Annotated in this window: 22 protein-coding genes; 14 read left to right on the top strand and 8 right to left on the bottom strand. The window is 65.9% G+C overall.

Going from position 1 to position 18,920, the window contains the following annotated elements; all coding sequences use genetic code 11:
- Window positions 1-13 precede the first annotated feature (13 nt).
- Together HNP60_RS19290 and HNP60_RS19285 are read right to left on the bottom strand one after the other, a co-directional pair.
- On the bottom strand, window positions 14-178 hold the full coding sequence (locus tag HNP60_RS19290; RefSeq protein WP_184052011.1) for a DUF1674 domain-containing protein: 165 nt from the start codon (window positions 176-178) through the stop codon (window positions 14-16).
- 157 nt (window positions 179-335) lie between these two features.
- On the bottom strand, window positions 336-710 hold the full coding sequence (locus HNP60_RS19285) for a MerC domain-containing protein (protein ID WP_014078169.1): 375 nt from the start codon (window positions 708-710) through the stop codon (window positions 336-338).
- A gap of 166 nt (window positions 711-876) precedes the next feature.
- On the opposite strand from HNP60_RS19285, the gene HNP60_RS19280 reads away from it, so the two are divergent.
- From HNP60_RS19280 to rpsI, 4 genes are all read left to right on the top strand, one after another.
- Window positions 877-1,944: a COX15/CtaA family protein gene (locus tag HNP60_RS19280; RefSeq protein ID WP_184156644.1), complete on the top strand. Its 1,068-nt coding sequence runs from the start codon at window positions 877-879 to the stop codon at window positions 1,942-1,944.
- Complete coding sequence (gene cutA / locus HNP60_RS19275; RefSeq protein ID WP_184156642.1) at window positions 1,941-2,264, top strand: divalent-cation tolerance protein CutA; 324 nt, start codon at window positions 1,941-1,943, stop codon at window positions 2,262-2,264. Before HNP60_RS19280 ends, cutA begins: the two co-directional genes overlap by 4 nt.
- 141 nt (window positions 2,265-2,405) lie before the next feature.
- Window positions 2,406-2,885: a 50S ribosomal protein L13 gene (gene rplM, locus HNP60_RS19270; RefSeq protein WP_014078166.1), complete on the top strand. Its 480-nt coding sequence runs from the start codon at window positions 2,406-2,408 to the stop codon at window positions 2,883-2,885.
- The gene (rpsI, locus tag HNP60_RS19265; RefSeq protein WP_184156640.1) at window positions 2,885-3,403 is read left to right on the top strand and encodes a 30S ribosomal protein S9; all 519 of its coding nucleotides are present in this window, start codon (window positions 2,885-2,887) and stop codon (window positions 3,401-3,403) included. Before rplM ends, rpsI begins: the two co-directional genes overlap by 1 nt.
- Window positions 3,404-3,488: 85 nt before the next feature.
- Here the strand turns inward: rpsI and HNP60_RS19260 are convergent, their stop codons facing one another.
- Entirely contained in the window at window positions 3,489-5,093 is a 1,605-nt protein-coding gene (locus tag HNP60_RS19260; RefSeq protein ID WP_184156639.1) for an ABC-F family ATP-binding cassette domain-containing protein, read from the bottom strand.
- A 116-nt stretch (window positions 5,094-5,209) separates the two neighbouring features.
- Window positions 5,210-5,869 carry a hypothetical protein gene (locus HNP60_RS19255; RefSeq protein WP_260394984.1) on the bottom strand — a complete coding sequence of 220 codons (660 nt, stop codon included), beginning with the start codon at window positions 5,867-5,869 and terminating at the stop codon, window positions 5,210-5,212.
- A 142-nt stretch (window positions 5,870-6,011) separates the two neighbouring features.
- Here HNP60_RS19255 and HNP60_RS19250 point away from each other — a divergent pair, with 142 nt between their 5' ends.
- Window positions 6,012-6,242: a zinc-finger domain-containing protein gene (locus HNP60_RS19250; RefSeq protein WP_184156635.1), complete on the top strand. Its 231-nt coding sequence runs from the start codon at window positions 6,012-6,014 to the stop codon at window positions 6,240-6,242.
- Window positions 6,243-6,384: 142 nt separating this feature from the next.
- Window positions 6,385-7,584 (top strand): L,D-transpeptidase family protein, encoded by a 1,200-nt coding sequence (locus tag HNP60_RS19245; RefSeq protein ID WP_184156633.1) that lies wholly within the window; start codon window positions 6,385-6,387, stop codon window positions 7,582-7,584.
- Between the two features lie 26 nt (window positions 7,585-7,610).
- Here the strand turns inward: HNP60_RS19245 and HNP60_RS19240 are convergent, their stop codons facing one another.
- Window positions 7,611-8,228, bottom strand: a complete 618-nt coding sequence (locus HNP60_RS19240; RefSeq protein WP_184156631.1) for a murein L,D-transpeptidase catalytic domain family protein — start codon at window positions 8,226-8,228, stop codon at window positions 7,611-7,613.
- A gap of 172 nt (window positions 8,229-8,400) precedes the next feature.
- Here HNP60_RS19240 and tldD point away from each other — a divergent pair, with 172 nt between their 5' ends.
- The 3 genes from tldD to HNP60_RS20255 all read left to right on the top strand — a co-directional run bounded on the left by tldD (window position 8,401) and on the right by HNP60_RS20255 (window position 11,360).
- A complete protein-coding gene (tldD, locus tag HNP60_RS19235) occupies window positions 8,401-9,843 on the top strand; it encodes a metalloprotease TldD (RefSeq protein WP_184052030.1) in 1,443 nt (480 codons plus the stop codon).
- A 10-nt stretch (window positions 9,844-9,853) separates the two neighbouring features.
- Entirely contained in the window at window positions 9,854-10,090 is a 237-nt protein-coding gene (locus tag HNP60_RS19230) for a putative signal transducing protein (RefSeq protein WP_184156629.1), read from the top strand.
- Window positions 10,091-10,244: 154 nt separating this feature from the next.
- Entirely contained in the window at window positions 10,245-11,360 is a 1,116-nt protein-coding gene (locus HNP60_RS20255) for a DUF924 family protein (RefSeq protein ID WP_338056746.1), read from the top strand.
- A 54-nt stretch (window positions 11,361-11,414) separates the two neighbouring features.
- Here HNP60_RS20255 and HNP60_RS19215 read toward each other — a convergent pair whose 3' ends face one another.
- On the bottom strand, window positions 11,415-11,789 hold the full coding sequence (locus HNP60_RS19215; protein WP_260394983.1) for a response regulator: 375 nt from the start codon (window positions 11,787-11,789) through the stop codon (window positions 11,415-11,417).
- 339 nt (window positions 11,790-12,128) lie between these two features.
- On the opposite strand from HNP60_RS19215, the gene HNP60_RS19210 reads away from it, so the two are divergent.
- Window positions 12,129-12,857, top strand: a complete 729-nt coding sequence (locus tag HNP60_RS19210) for a PEPxxWA-CTERM sorting domain-containing protein (protein ID WP_184156625.1) — start codon at window positions 12,129-12,131, stop codon at window positions 12,855-12,857.
- A gap of 79 nt (window positions 12,858-12,936) precedes the next feature.
- Here HNP60_RS19210 and HNP60_RS19205 read toward each other — a convergent pair whose 3' ends face one another.
- Both HNP60_RS19205 and HNP60_RS19200 read right to left on the bottom strand, forming a co-directional pair.
- Window positions 12,937-13,557: a response regulator transcription factor gene (locus HNP60_RS19205; RefSeq protein WP_184156623.1), complete on the bottom strand. Its 621-nt coding sequence runs from the start codon at window positions 13,555-13,557 to the stop codon at window positions 12,937-12,939.
- A complete protein-coding gene (locus HNP60_RS19200; RefSeq protein ID WP_184156621.1) occupies window positions 13,550-15,070 on the bottom strand; it encodes a PAS domain-containing sensor histidine kinase in 1,521 nt (506 codons plus the stop codon). The genes HNP60_RS19205 and HNP60_RS19200 overlap by 8 nt, the downstream gene beginning before the upstream one ends.
- Before the next feature lie 174 nt (window positions 15,071-15,244).
- On the opposite strand from HNP60_RS19200, the gene ccoN reads away from it, so the two are divergent.
- From ccoN to ccoP, 4 genes are read left to right on the top strand one after another with little or no spacing between them, the layout of a single operon-like run.
- Window positions 15,245-16,924 (top strand): cytochrome-c oxidase, cbb3-type subunit I, encoded by a 1,680-nt coding sequence (gene ccoN, locus HNP60_RS19195; protein ID WP_184156619.1) that lies wholly within the window; start codon window positions 15,245-15,247, stop codon window positions 16,922-16,924.
- 12 nt (window positions 16,925-16,936) lie between these two features.
- Window positions 16,937-17,671 (top strand): cytochrome-c oxidase, cbb3-type subunit II, encoded by a 735-nt coding sequence (gene ccoO, locus HNP60_RS19190; protein WP_184156617.1) that lies wholly within the window; start codon window positions 16,937-16,939, stop codon window positions 17,669-17,671.
- On the top strand, window positions 17,668-17,859 hold the full coding sequence (locus HNP60_RS19185) for a cbb3-type cytochrome oxidase subunit 3 (protein WP_014078150.1): 192 nt from the start codon (window positions 17,668-17,670) through the stop codon (window positions 17,857-17,859). The genes ccoO and HNP60_RS19185 overlap by 4 nt, the downstream gene beginning before the upstream one ends.
- Window positions 17,852-18,799: a cytochrome-c oxidase, cbb3-type subunit III gene (gene ccoP, locus HNP60_RS19180; protein WP_184052039.1), complete on the top strand. Its 948-nt coding sequence runs from the start codon at window positions 17,852-17,854 to the stop codon at window positions 18,797-18,799. The genes HNP60_RS19185 and ccoP overlap by 8 nt, the downstream gene beginning before the upstream one ends.
- The last annotated feature ends 121 nt before the right edge of the window (window positions 18,800-18,920 follow it).

Raw genomic sequence — 18,920 nt, 5'->3', positions numbered from 1 at the left:
CGCGCTCTGTGGATCAGAAATCCACAGCGATTCCCTTGATCTCCCAGTCGCCATAACGCGTCGGCTCGGGCCGTTCTTCATCGGGACGCGGCTGCGCCTCTGATTCGGCAGGCTGGGGACAGGGCGGACTCTTGGAGAGATAGGCCGGTGGCTTCACGTGATCGGGGCGTCGTCCCATGATGATTTCCCTCGCTTGCGCGCTGTGCGTCGAAACGGCCGATATCGGGTGACTTGTTCTTGAGAAAAGAGCGCTGAAGCTTTTTTATGACGCCCTATCGGACGAAGAGCCAGCAGCGTGTCCGCACGCCCATCCGAGTCGCGCTCGGCTTACCTCGTCACCAGAAGGCGCGGCGGTTCAGTTCGTGGCCGAAAGCGAGGAGCAGCACGCCCACCAGCGTATAGACGATCTCGCCAGCGAAGCCGTGGGGCAGGCTGAGCGCACCGGCCATCACGCCGAGGCCGAGCGCACCGACCGCTACCGGCAGCAGCATGCCATGTTCGCGAGCGCCTTTGCCGAGCGCGATGGCGCCGAGCACCATGGCCATGGCCAGGCCGGCCTCATGGATGATCGGTGCCTCGAGCAGGCCGGCGACGGATGAGAGAAGGCCAAAGGCCACCGCGGTCGCAATGCAATGAATCGCGCAAAGGCCGGAAAGGCCAATGGCCCAGCCGTCGAGGCGGGGGAAGCGAGAGGCTGCGAAGCTCGTCATGGAAGAATGGTCCCTACTCCCGCCAAGGCTAAGATACAACATAACATTTCGTATACTTGTGGGGCTGCGCCGTGCTGTCCCGGCGGACAGCGGTCCCTGATCGCCCGGGGCGGAAAGGGGGCTCCGGCTTGCTTCCCCCGGCGCATCGGCGCATGGGGAAACGGCCATGGCTGAGTTCGCACAGATGACCCCCTCCCGCGCCAGCATCGCCCCCGGTGGGCCGGCGCGTCCCGCGCTGCTCGCGCGCTGGCTGTTCGTGATCGCGGGGCTGATCCTCTTCATGGTCGCCGTCGGCGGCGTGACCCGCCTGACCGAGTCGGGGCTTTCGATCACCGAGTGGAAACCGGTGACCGGCGCCATTCCCCCGTTGACCGAGGCGGACTGGCAGGCCGAGTTCGCGGCCTACAAGCAAAGCTCGCAATATGCGTTGATGAATCAGGGCATGACGCTCGCCGCCTTCAAGCAGATCTACTTCTGGGAATATTTTCACCGGCTGCTCGGCCGCCTGATCGGCCTCGCTTATGCAGTGCCGTTGGTCTGGTTCGCCGCGCGCAGGGCCGTGCCGCGCGGCTATGGGCCGCGGCTCATCGTGCTGCTCCTGCTCGGCGGGGCGCAGGGCGCTGTCGGCTGGTTCATGGTGCGTAGTGGCCTCACCGACCGGGTCAATGTCGAGCCCGCCATGCTGGCGGCGCATCTCGGCATGGCGCTCATCCTGCTCGCGGCCGTGGTGTGGACCGCCTGCGATTTCGCCCGGTTGGCCCGCACGCCGCATGGCGGCAGCGCGCGGCTGAAGCTGGCGGGCGCCATCCCGGCATTGCTGCTGTTTCTCCAGATCCTGCTGGGCGCGCTCACCGCCGGGCTGCGCGCGGGCTATGTCGCCAATACCTGGCCGCTGATGAACGATCATCTGGTGCCCGAGGGCATCACATGGTGGGGCTCCTTCTGGATGACGCTCACGAGCGATCCCTTCCTCGTCCACTTCCTGCATCGCTGGTGGGCCTGGGTCGCGGCCGGCGCCATCATCTGGATGGCGGGCTGGCTGCATCGCACTGGCTCGACAGGCCTCGCTTATGCGCTACTCGCCATCACATTGGCGCAGATCATGCTCGGCATCGCCACCGTGATCACCGGTGTCGCCTTGGTGCTGGCAGTGGCGCACCAGCTTGTCGGCGCGCTGCTGCTGGGGGTGGCGGTCATGGGCGCGCATCGGCTGGGCACGCCGCGCGCGGCATGAGCGAAATCGCTCTGGTCTATGCCCTGTTCGGCGACCGCGAGTCGGCACAGTCGGCCGCCCGCGCGATGATCGAGCAGCGGCTGGCCGCGTGCGCCAATCTGCTGGCACCCTGCACGTCCATCTATCCCTGGGAGGGGAAAGTCGCCGAGGCGGACGAGATCCCGGTGCTGTTCAAGACAGCGCCGGGGCGCCTCGAGGCACTCATGGCAGCGCTGGGGGATCTGCACGATTATGACTTGCCCGCGATCCTGAACTGGCCGGCCGTCACCACCACCGCTTATGCCGACTGGGTGACGCGCGAAACCAGCTCGAAAGTCTGACGGTATCATGATACCCGTCAGCAGGACGGCGGTTTTGCTTGACTTCTTCCGCCCTCACCGCCATTAGCCCTGCCGTTGGCGGTGCCCTGCGTGGTGCCGCCTTGCTGTTTTTCCGGTTCATCCATCTGGAGGCAAGAGGCCATGAAGGCGCTCATGAAGACGACGAAGTCGGCCACGCCGGCGACCGTCGAGAAGAAGTGGCTGCTGATCGACGCGGACGGTCTCGTCGTCGGCCGCGTTGCCACGATCATCGCCAATCACCTGCGCGGCAAGCACAAGCCGAGCTTCACCCCGCATGTCGATTGCGGTGACAATGTCATCGTCATCAATGCGGACAAGGTGCGGTTCACCGGCAACAAGCTGACCGACAAGCGCTATTACAAGCACACCGGCTATGCCGGCGGCATCAAGGAAACCTCGCCGCAGAAGGTGCTCGAGGGTCGCTTCCCCGAGCGCGTTCTGGAGAAGGCCGTGGAGCGCATGATCCCGCGCGGTCCGCTCGGCCGCCAGCAGATGCGCAACCTGCGCGTCTTCGCGGGCAGCGAACATCCGCATGAAGCCCAGAACCCCGAAGTGCTCGATGTTGCGGCGATGAACCGCAAGAACAAGGTTGGTGCCTGATGTCTGATACCGTCAACTCGCTGTCCGATCTGCAGGACCTCACCCAGGGCAACGTCGACGCGCCGGCCGCGGAAGCGGTGGCACCCGTGAAGGTGTCGAATGCGCCGCTGCGCCAGCAGGAGCTGGACCAGTATGGCCGCGCTTATGCCACCGGTCGCCGCAAGGACGCCGTGGCCCGCGTGTGGGTGAAGCCCGGCACCGGCAAGATCACGGTCAACGGCCGCGATCAGGAAACCTATTTCGCGCGTCCGACGCTGCGTCTCGTCATCAACCAGCCCTTCACGGTTACGGACCGCACGGGCCAGTATGACGTGATCTGCACGGTCAAGGGCGGCGGCCTCTCCGGCCAGGCCGGCGCTGTGAAGCATGGCATCGCGCAGGCGCTCACCAAATACGAGCCGACCCTGCGGTCCGCCGTGAAGGCCGAGGGCTTCCTGACCCGCGACAGCCGCACCGTGGAGCGCAAGAAGTACGGCCGTGCCAAGGCACGCCGCAGCTTCCAGTTCTCGAAGCGCTGACCGGCACGCCGGGGTTCCATATCCCGTCAAGCAAGGGATGGGGCCGCCTTTCGGGGCGGCCCTTTTCTTTTTGGGACCGCGCGCTTCAATCCCGCTGCGTCTCCATGCCGCCGAGGCGCACCCGCTCGTCGATGCCGATCCGGTCGAGAAAGGCTGCATCATGGCTGACGAGCATGAGCGCGCCGTCCCAGCGCCGCAGCGCATCCTCGAGGACCTCGATGCTCTCGACGTCGAGATGATTGGTCGGCTCGTCCAGGATGAGGAGCTGCGGGGGCGTCGGGCCAGCCATGACGATGGCAAGCGCGGCGCGGAGCCGCTCGCCGCCGCTCAGCACGCCCGCCGGCTTTCGCGCATCGCGATTGCGGAAGGCGAACCGGGCCAGCACGGCATGGGCTTCCCCCACGGTGAGACCGGGGTGATGCGCGCGCAGATTGTCGAGAAGATCGAGCTGCGGCGCCAGGAGCGCGGCATGTTGATCGAGCATCGCCATGGCAGGGGCGAGCCGGTGGATGCGCCCGGCATCCGGTTCCAGCGCGCCGGTCGCCAGCGCCAGCAGGCTGCTCTTGCCGCTGCCGTTGCGCCCTTCCACGGCGATGCAGCACGGGCCGGTGATGGTGAGGGACAGCGGGCCGAACAGGCGCCGGTCCCCGCGCGAAAGGACCACGTCCTCCATGCGCAACAGCGTCCGGTTGGCCGGCAAGCCACTGGATGGCAGGTCGATCTGCAAGGGCGTCAGCACGTCAACCTGCTGCCGGGCGCTCTGCAGTGCCTGTCGGGCTTCGTCGATCCGCGCCTGCGCCGCGCGCCGCCCGCGTCCGCCGCTTTGCTCGGCCTGCTCCGCCCGCTTGCCGAGCAGGATGCGGGGCAAGTCGCCACGGGCCTTCACTGCCCGGCCGGCCTTGTCACGGCGCGCCTGCCTCTCGGCCTGCTGTTGCGCCACGCGCGCCTGTCGATCCAGCGTCTGGCGGGCGCGCGTCAGATCGCTGTCCGCCTGTTCCTTCAGGGCGTCGCGCGCAGCGACGAAATCGCTCCAGCCGCCGGTTACGGTGACGATGCCGGAGGGGGCGAGTTGCACGATCCGGTCCATCCCTTCGAGCAGGTCGCGATCATGGCTCGCCACCAGCGCGCCGCCCGGCCAGCGGGCGAGCAGCGTCGCGACGGCCTGCCGCCCTTCCTCGTCGAGATTGTTCGTCGGTTCATCGAGCAGCAGCAGATCGGGGCCGGGGAGGAGCATGGCGGCCAGTGCGAGGCGTGTGCGCTCGCCCCCGCTCAGGGAAGCGACGTCCCGGTGGGGCGGGAGGCCGGCAAGACCGGCGTCCGCCAGCGCAATGTCGAGGCGCTCGCGCAGCGTCCAGTCGGCTTCCGCGGCGTCTTCCGGCGAGCCCTGGCCGGCATCGAGCCGGTCCAGCCGCGCCAGTGCCGGCGCGATGCCCAGCGCCTGCGCCACGCTGCCATGCCCCGGAAGCGTCTGCGCAAGCATGCCGATGCGCCCGGCGCGATGCAGACTGCCCGCCTGCGGCTGCACTTCCCCCGCGATGATGGCGAGCAGCGTCGACTTGCCCGCGCCGTTGCGACCGACAAGGCCGACTCGCTCGCGCCCTATGGCGAGCGTCAGATCCTGGAAGAGCAGTGTGCCGTCAGGCCGGGCGGCGGCAATGCGATCGAGGGTGAGAAAAGCGGAAGCGGACATGGAGAACCTGCGGCAAGAGGACGAACGAATGACGGTCCAGTGCCTTGTCCATGATGATGCGCTCCTGAGCGGGGTGAAGTGACCATATAGACGCAGGGGCGTCGTGAATCAAAGGATCAGGAGGGGGAAGGCCTGCGCAGCAGGCATGCGATGAGGATCATCGCGGCGGGAAAGGTGAAGCCCCAGAGCGCGCCGACCCATATCAGCCAGGGCCAGAACATCTGGAGCGCGAGGGCAGGGACCAGAAGGCCGTTCGCGATCATCGCGCTCCTGGCCGGGCCATTGGCGCGACCGCCCGGCAGCGCGAAGGCACCGAACAGCGTGGCGAGGCTCATCATGCTGTAGCCCAGCAGATCGACCGCGAAGAGAAAGCTGCGATAGGGCACAAACAGGAACGGCTCCATGCCCGCAAGATCGCCCGCCGCGATTCGTGGTGCGACCCAGGTGAGCTGGACGAAATAGACGAGGCTGATGAGCGTCGCGTAAACGGTGGCGAAGGCCAGCGCGATCCGGCTCCAGACCCGCCGACCGGGCGGCGCCAGCTCGTGGAGGGCTGCCGTGAGGATGAGGAAGGCCGAGCCGAGCAGCAGCGACGGCGTGAGCAGCAGGGCGAGGCCAAGCGGCGTGCTGCTGCTGTTCGGCCCTCCCGCCGAGCCCAGCGCGCCGGTCCATTCAAGAATCTGGCCCACGGCATAAGCGATGGCCAGCGCCGCGCTGGCGATGGCCGAGATCATGGCGATTCGCGTTGCTGCGCCCGAATGAGACGTCCCGTTCATCTGTTCCACTCCCGGCCTTGCCGCCAGATGGCACGGCATGCGGGCCCTGCGCCTTGTGCTCGATCAAGGGCATCGGACCGAGGCGGTCATTTTGGTTCGGTCCATATTGCTCCCTGCGCATGCCGATGCTAACCGCAAGGGCATGCACGCCCCGCCCGAGATCATCCGCATCCATTCCCGCCGAGTCGCCTGCGATGGGTCCGGCGATGGCATTCCGGCCGCGCTTGGGCATCCGCGCATCTTTCTGGAAATCGACGAGCATGGCTATGTCGATTGCGGCTATTGCGATCGCCGCTTCGTGCTCGAGGGCGGGCCGGCCGATACGCCGGACATCGTGAACAAGCCGGACATTTCCTCGGGCGCCAGCCTCTGAGAAATGCGGGTCGTCTCAAAGGCGGCCAATTGATGCAGGTCATGGCAGGCGCGGCGCGTCCGGGCTGAAACAGGGTTCACGCGCGCTGTCCGTCTTGCTGCAGGGCAGCGCGCAACCGCTGCCCGACGACTGGAGATTCTCCGTGCGCATCCTCATCCTGGCCCTTTCCTTCCTCCTGTGCGTTGCGCCGCCGGCCCATGCCGCCATGCCTTGGAGCGCGCAGGCAGCCGCCCGGCTGCTGGATTATGGCGAGAAGATCGGCACGCACGGTCTTGACCCGTCCGACTATGAGCTGGATCGATTGCGGACCGCGCTCGCCGGGCGCGATCAGGCGGGGCTCGATACCGCCGCGACGCGCAGCTTCGCGCTGCTGGCCCGCGATCTCGCCAATGGTCGCGTGCCGGCGGCCCAGCGCCGCCTCTCTTATTTTCGAACCGCCAATCTGACGCCTGACGCCGTGCTGGAACTGCTCGACCGTGCGCTGGCCGCGGGCGACGTGCCGGGCACGCTGGACCGGCTGGCCCCGGCCAATGCCGATTATCGCATGCTGCGCGCGGCATTGGCGAGCCTGCCGGCTGACGCGCGGTCCGACCGTGCCCGCGTCCGCGCCAATCTGGAGCGCTGGCGCTGGCTGCCGCGCGATCTGGGTGAGCGCTATCTCCTCGTCAATGTGCCGGAATATGTCGTTCGCCTCATGGACGGGGGGAAGTCCGGGGCGGAGCATCGCGTCATCGTCGGCAAGCGCGCGACGCCGACGCCGCAGTTCGCCACCACCGCCACGGGCATCATCTTCAATCCGACCTGGACAGTGCCCCAATCGATCATCCGGGAAAGCGTCGGTGCCCTGGTGCGCAACCGGCCCGACACAGCGCGCGCGCGGGGCTACACCTGGACGGGGAGCGGGGCGAACCTCCATGTCGTCCAGCAGCCCGGGCCCACCAATTCGCTCGGTCAGATGAAGATCGACATGCCCAACCCGCTGTCCATCTTCCTGCACGACACGCCGAGCAAGACGTTGTTCGGGCAGGAGACGCGCATGTTCAGTCATGGCTGCGTGCGCACCGACCGGCCGTTCGACCTCGCAGCCAGAATGCTGGCCGGCACGGAGTGGACGCCGGCCCGCATCGAGGAAGCCGTGGCGGCGCGTGAGACAATCACGGCGAAACTGCCCCGGCCGGTTCCCGTCTATGTCGTCTATATGACCGCGCGTGCCGACGCCGACGGGCGCCTGCACAGCTTCGACGACATCTATGGTCTCGATGCCGGCATCAGCCGCGATCTGGGCGCGGCCGGCCTGGCGGCAGTGCGCCAGCTCTCCGATCGCACCTGCGCGGCCGGCTGAAGCCGCGCCGCGATTCCCGGTCGGCCCTATACCCGGTCAGCGTAGAGCAGCCGTTCCGGTCCCAGCCAGTCGAGCAGAGGGTCGATCTGCGCCTCGCTGACGGCGAAGCAGCCTTCGCTGCGGCCGAGCTTGCCCAGGCGCGCCGCGACGTCGTCATTGCTGTACCAGGCGCCGTGGATCACGATCGCGCGCGCCTCGGCATTGTTGTTGCTCTCTTCCAGTCCGACGAGGCGCTGCGAGCGCCCATGCTTGCCCTGATAGGTCGCCGCCGTGATGTAGGCACCCCGGGAACTGGCGTTCGATCCGGAGACGTTGCTGAAGCTGCGCAGCCAGCCGCTATGCGCGGGATCCGATCCCCGCCCGTGCGACACCCGCAACAACTGCCTGCGTCCGCGCGCCAGGTCGACCAGCATCATGCGCGGGGTTGCCGAGGGCAGCGAGAAATCGACCAGGACGAGCCGGTCGCGGTGCTTGATGACGTCCCCATGTTGATCGAGGGCCTGCCGGGCACGGTCGAGCAGCTTCGTCCAGCCGTCGCCCGCCCCGGCGGCGAGCGCCGCGGAAGGCATCAGCAGGGACGAGGCGGCAGCCCCGCCGGCGAATTTCAGGAAATGACGTCTGTGAAAACGAGAATATGAGCTCATGGGAGCGGTCTTGATCCATGTCCCTTCGGACGTTGCGACTATGGCAGCACGAACAATTCCCCCGCCTTCAACATAAGGGATGCGGAGCCATTCTCCAAGATGCGGCCTCTCCCCGGTTCCTTTTGCCGGCTTTGTCATTGGCCATCATGGTTCGCGCGCCTATATCAGGCGCATGACAGACTCTGCTTCCCAGATCACCGATGTGCGCGCCTTCCTCTATCGCGATGGCGCGCTGGACCCGGAAGGCGCCCGCCGCCTCACCGCCGAGGCACTCAAGGGCTGCGAGGATGGCGAGCTCTACCTCCAATATATGGCCAGCGAGAGCTTCGGCTTCGACGATGGGCGGCTGAAGACGGCGGATTATTCCACGGACGCGGGCTTCGGCCTGCGCGGCGTGACCGGCGAGATGACCGGCTTTGCCCATGCCAACGACATCAGTGAGCCCGCCATTCGTCGCGCGGCCGAGACGCTGAAGCTGCTCGATCCCGCGCGGCAGGGCATGGCGCCGCCGCCCCAGCGGACCAACCGCCATCTCTACACGGACGCCAATCCGCTCGACCTCGTGCCTTTCGCGAAGAAGGTGGACCTCATGGCGAAGATCGACGCGGCGGCGCGCGCGCGCGATCCGCGCGTCGTGCAGGTTTCCGCCGCGCTCGCGGGCAGCTGGTCCGTCGTCGAGATCGTCCGGGCTGACGGCTTCGTCGCGACCGATGTGCGCCCGCTGGTGCGTCTCAACGTCTCGATCATCATGGAAGAGAATGGCCGGCGGGAAACCGGCTATTTCGGCCTTGGCGGGCGCTATCTCTATGACGACCTGTTCGAGGAAGCGACCTGGCAGCGCGCGATCGACGAGGCGCTGGCCCAGGCGCAGGTTAATCTGCGCTCGGTGAATGCGCCGGTGGGCGAGATGACCGTGCTGCTCGGGCCCGGCTGGCCCGGTGTCATGCTGCATGAGGCGGTGGGCCATGGCCTTGAGGGCGATTTCAATCGCAAGGGCACGTCGGCCTTCTCCGGCCGGATCGGCCAGCGCGTCGCCGCGCCGGGCGTGACAGTGGTGGACGATGGTTCCATCCAGGCCCGTCGCGGCTCGCTCAGCATCGATGACGAGGGAACGCCGACACAGGAAACCGTGCTCATCGAGGACGGCATCCTGCGCGGCTATATGCAGGACAGGCTCAACGCGCGGCTGATGGGCGTCGCGCCCACCGGCAATGGCCGGCGCGAAAGCTATGCCCATGCACCCATGCCCCGCATGACCAACACCTTCGCCCGGGCCGGAAACGACGATCCCGAAGAGCTGCTCTCGCGTGTGAAGAGCGGCATCTTCGCCAAGAGCTTCGGTGGCGGGCAGGTGGACATCGTCTCGGGCAAGTTCGTCTTCTCCTGCACGGAGGCCTACAAGGTCGAGAACGGCAAGCTCGGTGATCCCATCAAGGGCGCGACGCTGATCGGCGACGGCCCGACCGCGCTCAATCGCATCATCGGCATCGGCAACGATCTGGCCCTCGACGAAGGCATCGGCATGTGCGGCAAGAACGGGCAGGGCGTGCCGGCCGGCGTGGGCCAGCCGACCCTGCTGCTCGAAGGGCTGACGGTGGGCGGCACGGCCGCGTGAGGCGCCGACGGTGAGCCTTGTCGAATTGCAGCGCTACGCCGATCCGATGCTTGCCCAGATCGTGCGTGGCCGGCTGGAAGCGGCGGGCATCCCGGCTTTCTGCTTCGACACCGGCATGAACATTGCCGAAGGCGCGCCGCTTGCCGTCCAGGCGCGGCTGATGGTGCTGGCGGAGGATCTAGAGGACGCCCGGGCTCTGCTGGCCGAGGATGAGGGGCCCGGGAGCGATCGGGACGCGGCGACATGACGGACGCATGATTGCCGCCAGAGGCTGTGTGGTCCGTGAGATTGACTGGCTAGCGCCGGCCGGGCGCGATAGAATCTGAAGCGATGTGCACAAGCGGCGCGTGTGCTCCATGCGCGCCAGGGTGCGCAGCCCGAGATGCAAAGACCGAGAGCTTATGTCCGACTTCTTCACCGCCATCACCGACGAACAGCGCGCTTTCATCGAGAAGCAGCCGGTCTTCTTTGTGGCGACTGCGGCGGCGGATGCGCGGATCAATCTCAGCCCCAAGGGGATGGACAGCTTTCGCGTGCTGGGGCCGAACCTCGTCGGCTATCTCGACGTGGGCGGATCGGGCAACGAGACGCAGGCGCATCTTGCGGCGGACGGGCGCATCACCGTCATGTTCTGCGCGTTCGACCAGCCGCCGCTCATCCTGCGGCTCTACGGGCGCGGGCGCGCCATCTTGCCGCAGGACGATGAGTGGGACATGGTCTCGCGGAGGTTCGCGATCCTGCCGGGCACCCGGCAGATCTTCCTCATTTCCGTCGAGAGCGTGCAGGAGAGTTGCGGCTGGGGCGTGCCGTTCATGCGCTTCGAGAAGGAGCGCACCACGCTTGCCCGCTATCACGAGCAGAATGAGACGCCGGAGCGGCTCGAACGCATTTCCACCCGCACGCGCAGCATCGATGGACTGCCGCTGCGTGTGCAGGACCGGTTCCCCGAGCGCGGGACAGAGAGGGTCCCGGTCGATCCCGGCTGGGTGGCGGCGGTCCTCAATTACTGGCTGAACGAGATCGGCCCGGACGGCTGGTTCAACGCGACCGAGGAAGAGGATGCCCGCTGCCTGCATCTCTTCCGCGCGCTCTGGGAAGCCCAGCGGGACAGGCCGGCGGCAGACTTCCTCGCCGATGCGGATACGGCACTCGCCGCGCTGGTGCTCTTCGACCAGTTCCCGCGCAACATGTTCCGCGGCGAGGCGCGGGCCTTCGCGACCGACCCGCTCGCGCGCGAGATCGCGCGTGCGGCCCTGCAGCGCGGTTTCGACGAGGCCTTCGTGGAGGCGGCGCGACCCTTCTTCTACATGCCGTTCATGCACAGCGAGGATCTGGCGGATCAGGACCGGTCGGTCGAATTGTTCAGCCGGCCCGGCTTCGAACTCAATCTGGAGTTCGCCAAGGCGCATCGGGACATCATCGCGCGCTTTGGCCGCTTCCCTCACCGCAATGCCGCTCTGGGGCGCCCGACGCTGCCGCAGGAAGAGGAAGCGGTGGCCGCCGGAAGCCACTGGTAGCGGGAGAAAGATCAAGCCGGGCAGGGACGGCGCCGTTCAAGCCCGCGCGAACCGCTAGCAGGGGATGTCCGGAGCCTGCTGGCCAACTCTCGCCCGTTCGAGCGCATCCACCAGCAGGTGCAGCTTCACGGGCTTTTCGAATATTTCGGCGAAGCCGGCCTGTCGCGCGCGCCGCTCGAGGTCCGGCGTGGCGAAGGCGCTCACCAGCAGGGCAGGGCCTTGCCAGCCGGCGCTGCGCAGACTGGAAAGCACGGAGATGCCGTCCTTGCCGGCAAGGGCATAATCCGCAATCAGGCAGGCGGCCTGCACGGCTCTCGCGTCGCCAAGCAGCGCCTCGCCACTCGCAAAGGCACGTACATCATAGCCCTGCCCCTGGAAGACGAGTTGCATCGACCGGCGAACGCCGGGATCGTCTTCGAGAAGCAGCATCTGATGTCTTGCGGCGGAGACCGAAGCGGACTCCATTATCATGTCCCGAGAATTATCATTTCCCGTTCCATGGCAGGCGGGATGCCTCCCGTCGCTACGTAATGCTCCTTAGCGCGGCAGCAGTGCCGGCCGGGCAGCGCGTACATGTTGCTCCTGGCCCAGCCCGGTTTACACGATCCGTCTGTCCAAGATGATCTCGCATGGCCTGTTTTAGGACTTCGGAAGCACTTATAAGCATTAAGCGGTCGATCCCGCTTGGTTGACCGCCAATTATCCTACGGTTAGGATTCTGCAACACGCCGTGGGGGAGATGAGATGCGGATTGGGTCAGGACTTCTGTTGGTTGGACTGCTCGTCGCCAAGCCCGCCTCGGCTGACATCTATAAGCTGACATTTTCCGGTACGATCAGTTCCTATTCGAGTGTGGATCGCTATTTCGAGCCGGTGGATATACCTTCGGCAATCGGTGTGGGCGATTCCTTCTCAATGATCGCCAAGTTCGATACTGATCGCTATTCTGTGTCACCAACCTTTGATGCAGACCCTTCGGTGAACATCTACGGCGGCTATCTCGTTAGCGCTCATTATCAGGCTGGTGCGTTCTCGTTCAGCGCGGAAAATCTGTTCAGTGACTACAGCAATATTCAGATTTGGAACGACCACTATGTGTCGCCCTCTCTTCCGCACGTAGACAGCTTCAGCATCTCAGGCACCCATGGAGTGACCGGAGAGCCCATTCCTGTCGAGCTAGGTTTCGGCCCGATCAATCTTGCGTTTTCTCTCGGGAAGTTTGATTTTACCGGGACAGCTCGTGACAATGATCTGATTGATAAACTGCCGCCACTGGATCTGTTCGACGGGCAGTGGGGATCATTCGGTTTCATCAACTCGACCACCTATTTGCAGGGCTCTTATGGCCTGACGAACATTCAAGCTTCACTGGTGAAGGTAAGTGTTGTTCCCGAATCTTCCACCTGGACAATGATGATTGTCGGCTTCGGCCTGCTTGGAGGAAGTCTGCGGCAACATTCTTATCGGCGGGTCTTTTTAGATCACCGCTTTCCGTAAAGCATCGCGCCGCTCCGTTTTGAAACGGGAGGCTCATTGCCTCTCCGCACAGTCCTCGTCGTCCGGCGTTCCGCGCTGTCTAGCTGTCCAGGCCAAGGCCGGCGGCGAAGGCGATGCGCAAGGCGTCCGAGAGACTGCGCACCTCGAGCTTCACCATCAGGTTGGCGCGATGCACTTCGACCGTGCGGGGCGAAATGCCGAGGTCATAGGCTATCGTCTTGTTGGGCAGTCCCTTCGCAAGGCCGGTCAGGACGTCCTGTTCCCGGGGCGTGAGGGCGGCGAGCCGCACCTCGGCATCGCGCGCGCTGCTGCTGGCGCTGTCTGCCGCCGCCATGCGTGCGAACCCTTCCTCGATGGCGCGAAGCAGTGCTGATTTCTCGAAGGGCTTTTCCAGCAGATCGACGGCGCCGGCCTTCATGGCGCGGACGGCAATCGGGATATCGCCATGGCCGGTCATGATGACCACAGGCATGGTCACGCCCATGTCGGCGAGGGCCTGCTGCACCTCCAGCCCATCCATCCCGGGCATGCGGATGTCGAGCAGCACGCAGCCATGCTCCGCTTGCCGCACTTCCTTGATGAAAGCGGTGCCGGAGGCCCAGGTTTCCACGGAATAGCCGGAGGTTCGCAGCAGGAAGCCGGTGGACTTCCGGATGGACTCTTCATCGTCGACTATATGGATGAGCTTGCGATCAGCCATGGTCCTCCTCGTCGTCGGCACGCATCAGCGTGAAGTGAAACTCGGTGCCGCCGCCCTCGCGCGGTTGCATCCAGATGCGGCCGCCATTGGCCTCCACGATCGTCCGGCTGATGGAAAGCCCCAGTCCCATGCCGTCTTCCTTGGTGCTCACGAACGCCCGGAACAGTTGTCGCGCGACGTCCGGCGCCACGCCGGGGCCGCTGTCCGCCACGATCACGCGGACGAAGCCGGGCTGTTCGTCGGCGCGACTGGTAACGATCAGCTGGCGTTCTTCGCTCTCGCGCATCGCTTCGCAGGCGTTGCGGATGAGGTTGATGAGCACCTGCTGGATCTGCACCTTGTCTACCAGCACGGGCGATGCATAGGGATCGAGGTCGAACACCGGCTCGATGCTCATCTCGCGCGTGCCCATGAGGCCCAGCACGGAGGCTTCGTTGATGAGGGCAGGCAGTTTCTCGATGGTCTTCTCGACCTCGCCGCGCGCGATGAAGTCCCGCAGGCGGCGGACGATATGGCCGGCTCGCAGGGCTTCCTTCGCCGTCTCCTCCAGCACTTCGTCGATCAGCGCGCGGTCGTCGGGGTCGTTGCGGCCGAACTGCTGGCGCACGGCCTCGACATAATTGGCGATGGCAGTGATCGGCTGGTTGAGCTCGTGCGCCAGAGTCGAGGCCATGGTGCCCATGGCACTGACGCGCGCGACGTGGATCAGCTCGGACTGCAACGTCTCGAGTTGTTCCTGCGTACGGCGGCGCTCGGTAAGATCGCGGATGAAGCCGGTGAACAGCCGCTCGTGGCTCCCCATGGCCTCGCCCACCGCCAGCTCCACCGGAAAGGTAGTGCCGTCCTTCCGTCGCGCGAACACCACGCGGCCGATGCCGATGATCCTTTTCTCGCCGGTCTCCAGATAGCGCTTGAGATAGCCGTCATGCCGCTCGCGGTCGGGGGAGGGCATCAGCATGTTCACATTGCGCCCGCGCACCTCCGCCTCGCTATAGCCGAACAGCGCTTCGGCGGCGGTGCTGAACGACCGGACAGTCCCTTCCTCGTCAATCACCACCATCGCGTCCGGCACGGTGGAGAGAATGGAGCGCAAATGGCTTTCCTGCGAGCGCAGCAGGTCCTCCGCGCCGCGCCGCTGGGTCACGTCCGAGACGATCTCGGCGAAACCGCGCAGGCTGCCGTCAGGTTCGTGCAAGGCAGTGATCGAGATAGCCGCCAGAAATTCGGAGCCGTCCTTGCGCAGCCGCCAGTCTTCCATTTCCAGCCGCCCTTCCGTCCGGGCGCGCAGGAGGTCGCTTTCCGGCCGGCCTTCCGCAAGGGCATCGGGAGGATAGAAGATCGAGGCATGCTGGCCGATGATCTCCGCCTCGGTCCAGCCCTTGAGCCGCTCGGCACCGCGATTCCAGATCGTCACCCGCCCGGCCGGATCGAGCATGTAGATGGCGAGACCCTGCGCGGCATCGATGAGGAGATTGAGCTCCTCGGCGAAATAGGTGGTGTCCTGCGTCTTCATACCGGCAGCCCAATCTGCGATCGCAGCGTTCTCGCGACCGGGACCCCCCACCCGGGCCGGCGCGACAGCCCCTCACTGCCGGGCGTCTTGACCGAGGTCAAGGATGGCGTGCGGCCGCGGGCTTATTCGTGCCGCCTCGAATCAGGCCCGGAGGGGCCGACTGGGGAACTGCACATGACCGGATTGACGATACGCGCGGGGATATTCCTCTTCATCGCCTTGTTCGCCATGCTGGCCGCGGCGCTGGCCGCGGACGGCGGCTTCGCGGTGCACATGACCATTGTGTGCGCCGCTGCGCTCATTGCGTGCTGGGCCACGATCAGCGGCGCCGACTATACGGCGATCGCGCGGGGTATCCTGCGCGTGCCCGACGAAAGCCGCTACGACGATGACCCCATTCGCTGGGGCGTCATCGCGACGGTCTTCTGGGGGCTCGCCGGGTTCCTCGCGGGACTCTATATCGCCCTCCAGCTCGCCTTTCCGGCGCTGAACCTGGGCCTTGAATATACGAGCTTCGGGCGCCTGCGGCCGCTGCACACCTCCGCAGTCATCTTCGCCTTCGGCGGCAACGCGCTGATCGCGACGAGCTTCTATGTGGTGCAGCGCACCTGCCGGGCGCGGCTCGCCTTTCCCGGCCTCGCCCGCTTCGTCTTCTGGGGCTACCAGCTCTTCATCGTCCTGGCGGCGACCGGCTATCTCCTCGGCATCACCGAGGCGCGCGAATATGCCGAACCCGAATGGTATGTGGACCTGTGGCTCACTATCGTCTGGGTCGCTTATCTCGCCGTCTTCGTCGGCACGATCATCAAGCGCAGCGAACCGCACATCTATGTGGCGAACTGGTTCTACCTGAGCTTCATCCTCACCATCGCGATGCTCCACATCGTCAACAACCTGTCGATGCCCGTCAGCCTGCTGGGCTCGAAGAGCTACAGTGCCTTTGCGGGCGTGCAGGATGCCCTGACGCAATGGTGGTACGGCCATAACGCGGTCGGCTTCTTCCTCACCGCCGGCTTCCTGGCCATGATGTATTATTTCGTGCCCAAGCAGGCCGAGCGGCCGATCTACAGCTATCGCCTGTCGATCATCCACTTCTGGTCGCTGATCTTCCTCTACATCTGGGCCGGCCCGCACCATCTCCACTACACCGCGCTGCCCGACTGGGCGCAGACGCTGGGCATGGTCTTCTCGGTCATGCTGTGGATGCCGAGCTGGGGCGGCATGATCAACGGCCTCATGACCCTCAACGGGGCCTGGGACAAGGTCCGTACCGATCCGATCATCCGCATGATGGTCATGGCGCTCGCCTTCTACGGCATGAGCACCTTCGAGGGGCCGATGCTCTCCATCAAGAGCGTCAACAGCCTGTCGCACTATACGGACTGGACCATCGGCCATGTTCACTCGGGCGCGCTGGGCTGGAACGGCATGATCACCTTTGCCGCCATCTATTATCTGACCCCGCGCCTGTGGGGCCGCGAGCGGCTCTATTCGCTGCGCATGGTCAACTGGCACTTCTGGCTCGCGACCGTGGGCATCGTCTTCTACGCCTCCGCGATGTGGGTCTCGGGCATCATGCAGGGCCTGATGTGGCGGGAATATGGGGCGGACGGCTACCTCGTCTATGCCTTCTCGGACACCGTGGCCGCCATGCTGCCCATGTATCTGATGCGGGCCTTCGGCGGCGCCCTCTACCTGACCGGCGCGATCCTGATGGCCATCAACGTGTGGCGCACGATCCGCGGCGATCTCCGCGAGGAAGCCCCGATGACGGACGCGGCCTTCGATCCCGCCAAGGATCGCCCGGCCATCGCCCCGCCAGCTTCCGCACCTCACGCCCAGCCCGCCGAATAAGGACGCAAAGCCATGACCAGCTTCGCTGAAAAGCACAAGAAACTGGAGCGCAACGTCACGCTGCTCGCCATAGCCGCCTTCGCGGTGGTCACTGTCGGCGGCATCGTGGAGATCGCACCGCTCTTCTGGATCGACAATACCGTGGAGAAGGTGGAAGGCGTGCGGCCCTACACGCCGCTCGAACTGGCCGGCCGCAACATCTACATGCGCGAAGGCTGCTACAACTGCCACAGCCAGATGATCCGCCCCTTTCGGGACGAGGTCGAGCGCTACGGTCACTACAGCCTGGCGGCCGAGAGCATGTTCGACCACCCGTTCCAATGGGGTTCCAAGCGGACCGGGCCGGATCTTGCCCGCGTGGGCAAGCGCTATTCGGACGAGTGGCATGTCCAGCACCTCAAGGATCCGCGCAGTGTGGTCCCGGAGTCCATCATGCCGGGCTATGCCTTCCTGGCGGATCGGGACCTGAAGGCCGGTGACATGACCGGGCACCTGACGGCCCTGAGCCGGGTGGGCGTGCCGTATACGGAGACCGACATCGCGCAGGCCAATGCGGACCTCGTCGCGCAGGCCGATCCCGATGCGGATACCACCGATCTCATGCAGCGCTATCCCAAGGCGCAGGCCCGCGATTTCGATGGCAACCCCACGCGCCTCACCGAGATGGACGCGCTGGTCGCCTATCTCCAGATGCTCGGCACCCTCGTCGATTTCGAGAGCGCCGCGCCGCAGGAGGTGGAGCGGTGAGCTACAACGATCTGCGCCACTTCGCCGACAGCTATGGCCTTGCGGTCATGCTGGCAGCCTATCTCCTGCTCGTGATTTGGGTGTTCCTGCCCGGCTCGCGCCGCAGAAACGATGCCGCCGCCACGATGATCTTCGTCGAGGACGAGGAAGAGCGCGCGGCCAGGAACAGGGAAAAGAACCATGGCTGAGCAAAAACGCATCGATCAGCCGACCGGCACCGAGACCGTCGGCCACGAATGGGACGGCATCGAGGAGCTGAACACGCCGCTGCCGCGCTGGTGGCTGTGGACCTTCTACGCGACGATCGTCTTCGCCATCGGCTATGTCGTGGTCTACCCGGCATTGCCGGGCCTGACCGGCGCAACAAAAGGCGTGTTCGGCTGGTCCAGTCGCGGCGCGCTTGCCGAGACGATGGAGGCCGAGGGTGCTCGCAAGGCGCCGATCCTCTCCGCGATCGCCGTGACTCCCATCGAGCAGCTGCCTGCCAAGCCGGAGCTGATGAACGCGGCCGTGCAGGGCGGCGCCGCTGCTTTCCGCACGCACTGCGTGCAGTGCCATGGCTCGGGCGCCAGCGGCTCGAAGGGCTATCCCAATCTCAACGATGACGACTGGCTGTGGGGCGGCGACCTCAAGACGCTGGAATATACCATCACCCACGGCATCCGTAATCCGGACGAAGCGGAGACGCGCAACAGCCTGATGCCGGCCTTTGGCCATGACGGCATTCTCACGGCGCCGCAGGTTCAGGACACCGTCTCCTTCGTGCGCGTCATCAGCGGGCAGGAGAAGCAGAGCGCATCCTCGCGGCGCGGTGCCGCGCTTTTCGAGGCGAACTGCGCCGTGTGTCACGGCCCGCAGGGCAAGGGCATGCGCGAGTTCGGCGCGCCGAACCTCACGGACGGCATCTGGCTCTATGGCGGCGATCGCGAGACGCTGACCCAGACCATCAACAACAGTCGCCGTGGTGTCATGCCGGCGTGGCGCGGCCATCTGAGCCCGACCACGATCAAGATGCTGGCGGCTTATGTCCACTCGCGTGGCGGCGGCGAGGCGACCCCGCCGCCCGCACCGGTCGAGACGGCGCAGGCCGAAGGCGGCGCGGCTCCGGCGGCCGCCCCGGCCAACTAGGCTCCGGCAACCGGGCCCGCGTCCCCGAGCCCGGTGCCTGTCGTGTCGCTCCGTCCCCACGCGGGGGCGGAGCGATCGCGCGATGGAGGCGGGGAGCCTTCATGGGCGACCCGGCAGCAGC

This window comes from Sphingobium lignivorans (assembly GCF_014203955.1).
Classification (GTDB): domain Bacteria; phylum Pseudomonadota; class Alphaproteobacteria; order Sphingomonadales; family Sphingomonadaceae; genus Sphingobium; species Sphingobium lignivorans.
This window is presented reverse-complemented; position numbering and strand designations above follow the sequence as displayed.

Excerpts from the sequence above, each read along its gene's own strand:
- HNP60_RS19290 (WP_184052011.1), bottom strand. The coding sequence starts at position 178 with ATGGGACGACGCCCCGATCACGTGAAGCCACCGGCCTATCTCTCCAAG.
- HNP60_RS19285 (WP_014078169.1), bottom strand. The coding sequence starts at position 710 with ATGACGAGCTTCGCAGCCTCTCGCTTCCCCCGCCTCGACGGCTGGGCC.
- HNP60_RS19280 (WP_184156644.1), top strand. The coding sequence starts at position 877 with ATGGCTGAGTTCGCACAGATGACCCCCTCCCGCGCCAGCATCGCCCCC.
- cutA (WP_184156642.1), top strand. The coding sequence starts at position 1,941 with ATGAGCGAAATCGCTCTGGTCTATGCCCTGTTCGGCGACCGCGAGTCG.
- rplM (WP_014078166.1), top strand. The coding sequence starts at position 2,406 with ATGAAGGCGCTCATGAAGACGACGAAGTCGGCCACGCCGGCGACCGTC.
- rpsI (WP_184156640.1), top strand. The coding sequence starts at position 2,885 with ATGTCTGATACCGTCAACTCGCTGTCCGATCTGCAGGACCTCACCCAG.
- HNP60_RS19260 (WP_184156639.1), bottom strand. The coding sequence starts at position 5,093 with ATGTCCGCTTCCGCTTTTCTCACCCTCGATCGCATTGCCGCCGCCCGG.
- HNP60_RS19255 (WP_260394984.1), bottom strand. The coding sequence starts at position 5,869 with ATGAACGGGACGTCTCATTCGGGCGCAGCAACGCGAATCGCCATGATC.
- HNP60_RS19250 (WP_184156635.1), top strand. The coding sequence starts at position 6,012 with ATGCACGCCCCGCCCGAGATCATCCGCATCCATTCCCGCCGAGTCGCC.
- HNP60_RS19240 (WP_184156631.1), bottom strand. The coding sequence starts at position 8,228 with ATGAGCTCATATTCTCGTTTTCACAGACGTCATTTCCTGAAATTCGCC.
- tldD (WP_184052030.1), top strand. The coding sequence starts at position 8,401 with ATGACAGACTCTGCTTCCCAGATCACCGATGTGCGCGCCTTCCTCTAT.
- HNP60_RS20255 (WP_338056746.1), top strand. The coding sequence starts at position 10,245 with ATGTCCGACTTCTTCACCGCCATCACCGACGAACAGCGCGCTTTCATC.
- HNP60_RS19215 (WP_260394983.1), bottom strand. The coding sequence starts at position 11,789 with ATGCTGCTTCTCGAAGACGATCCCGGCGTTCGCCGGTCGATGCAACTC.
- HNP60_RS19205 (WP_184156623.1), bottom strand. The coding sequence starts at position 13,557 with ATGGCTGATCGCAAGCTCATCCATATAGTCGACGATGAAGAGTCCATC.
- HNP60_RS19200 (WP_184156621.1), bottom strand. The coding sequence starts at position 15,070 with ATGAAGACGCAGGACACCACCTATTTCGCCGAGGAGCTCAATCTCCTC.
- ccoN (WP_184156619.1), top strand. The coding sequence starts at position 15,245 with ATGACCGGATTGACGATACGCGCGGGGATATTCCTCTTCATCGCCTTG.
- ccoO (WP_184156617.1), top strand. The coding sequence starts at position 16,937 with ATGACCAGCTTCGCTGAAAAGCACAAGAAACTGGAGCGCAACGTCACG.
- ccoP (WP_184052039.1), top strand. The coding sequence starts at position 17,852 with ATGGCTGAGCAAAAACGCATCGATCAGCCGACCGGCACCGAGACCGTC.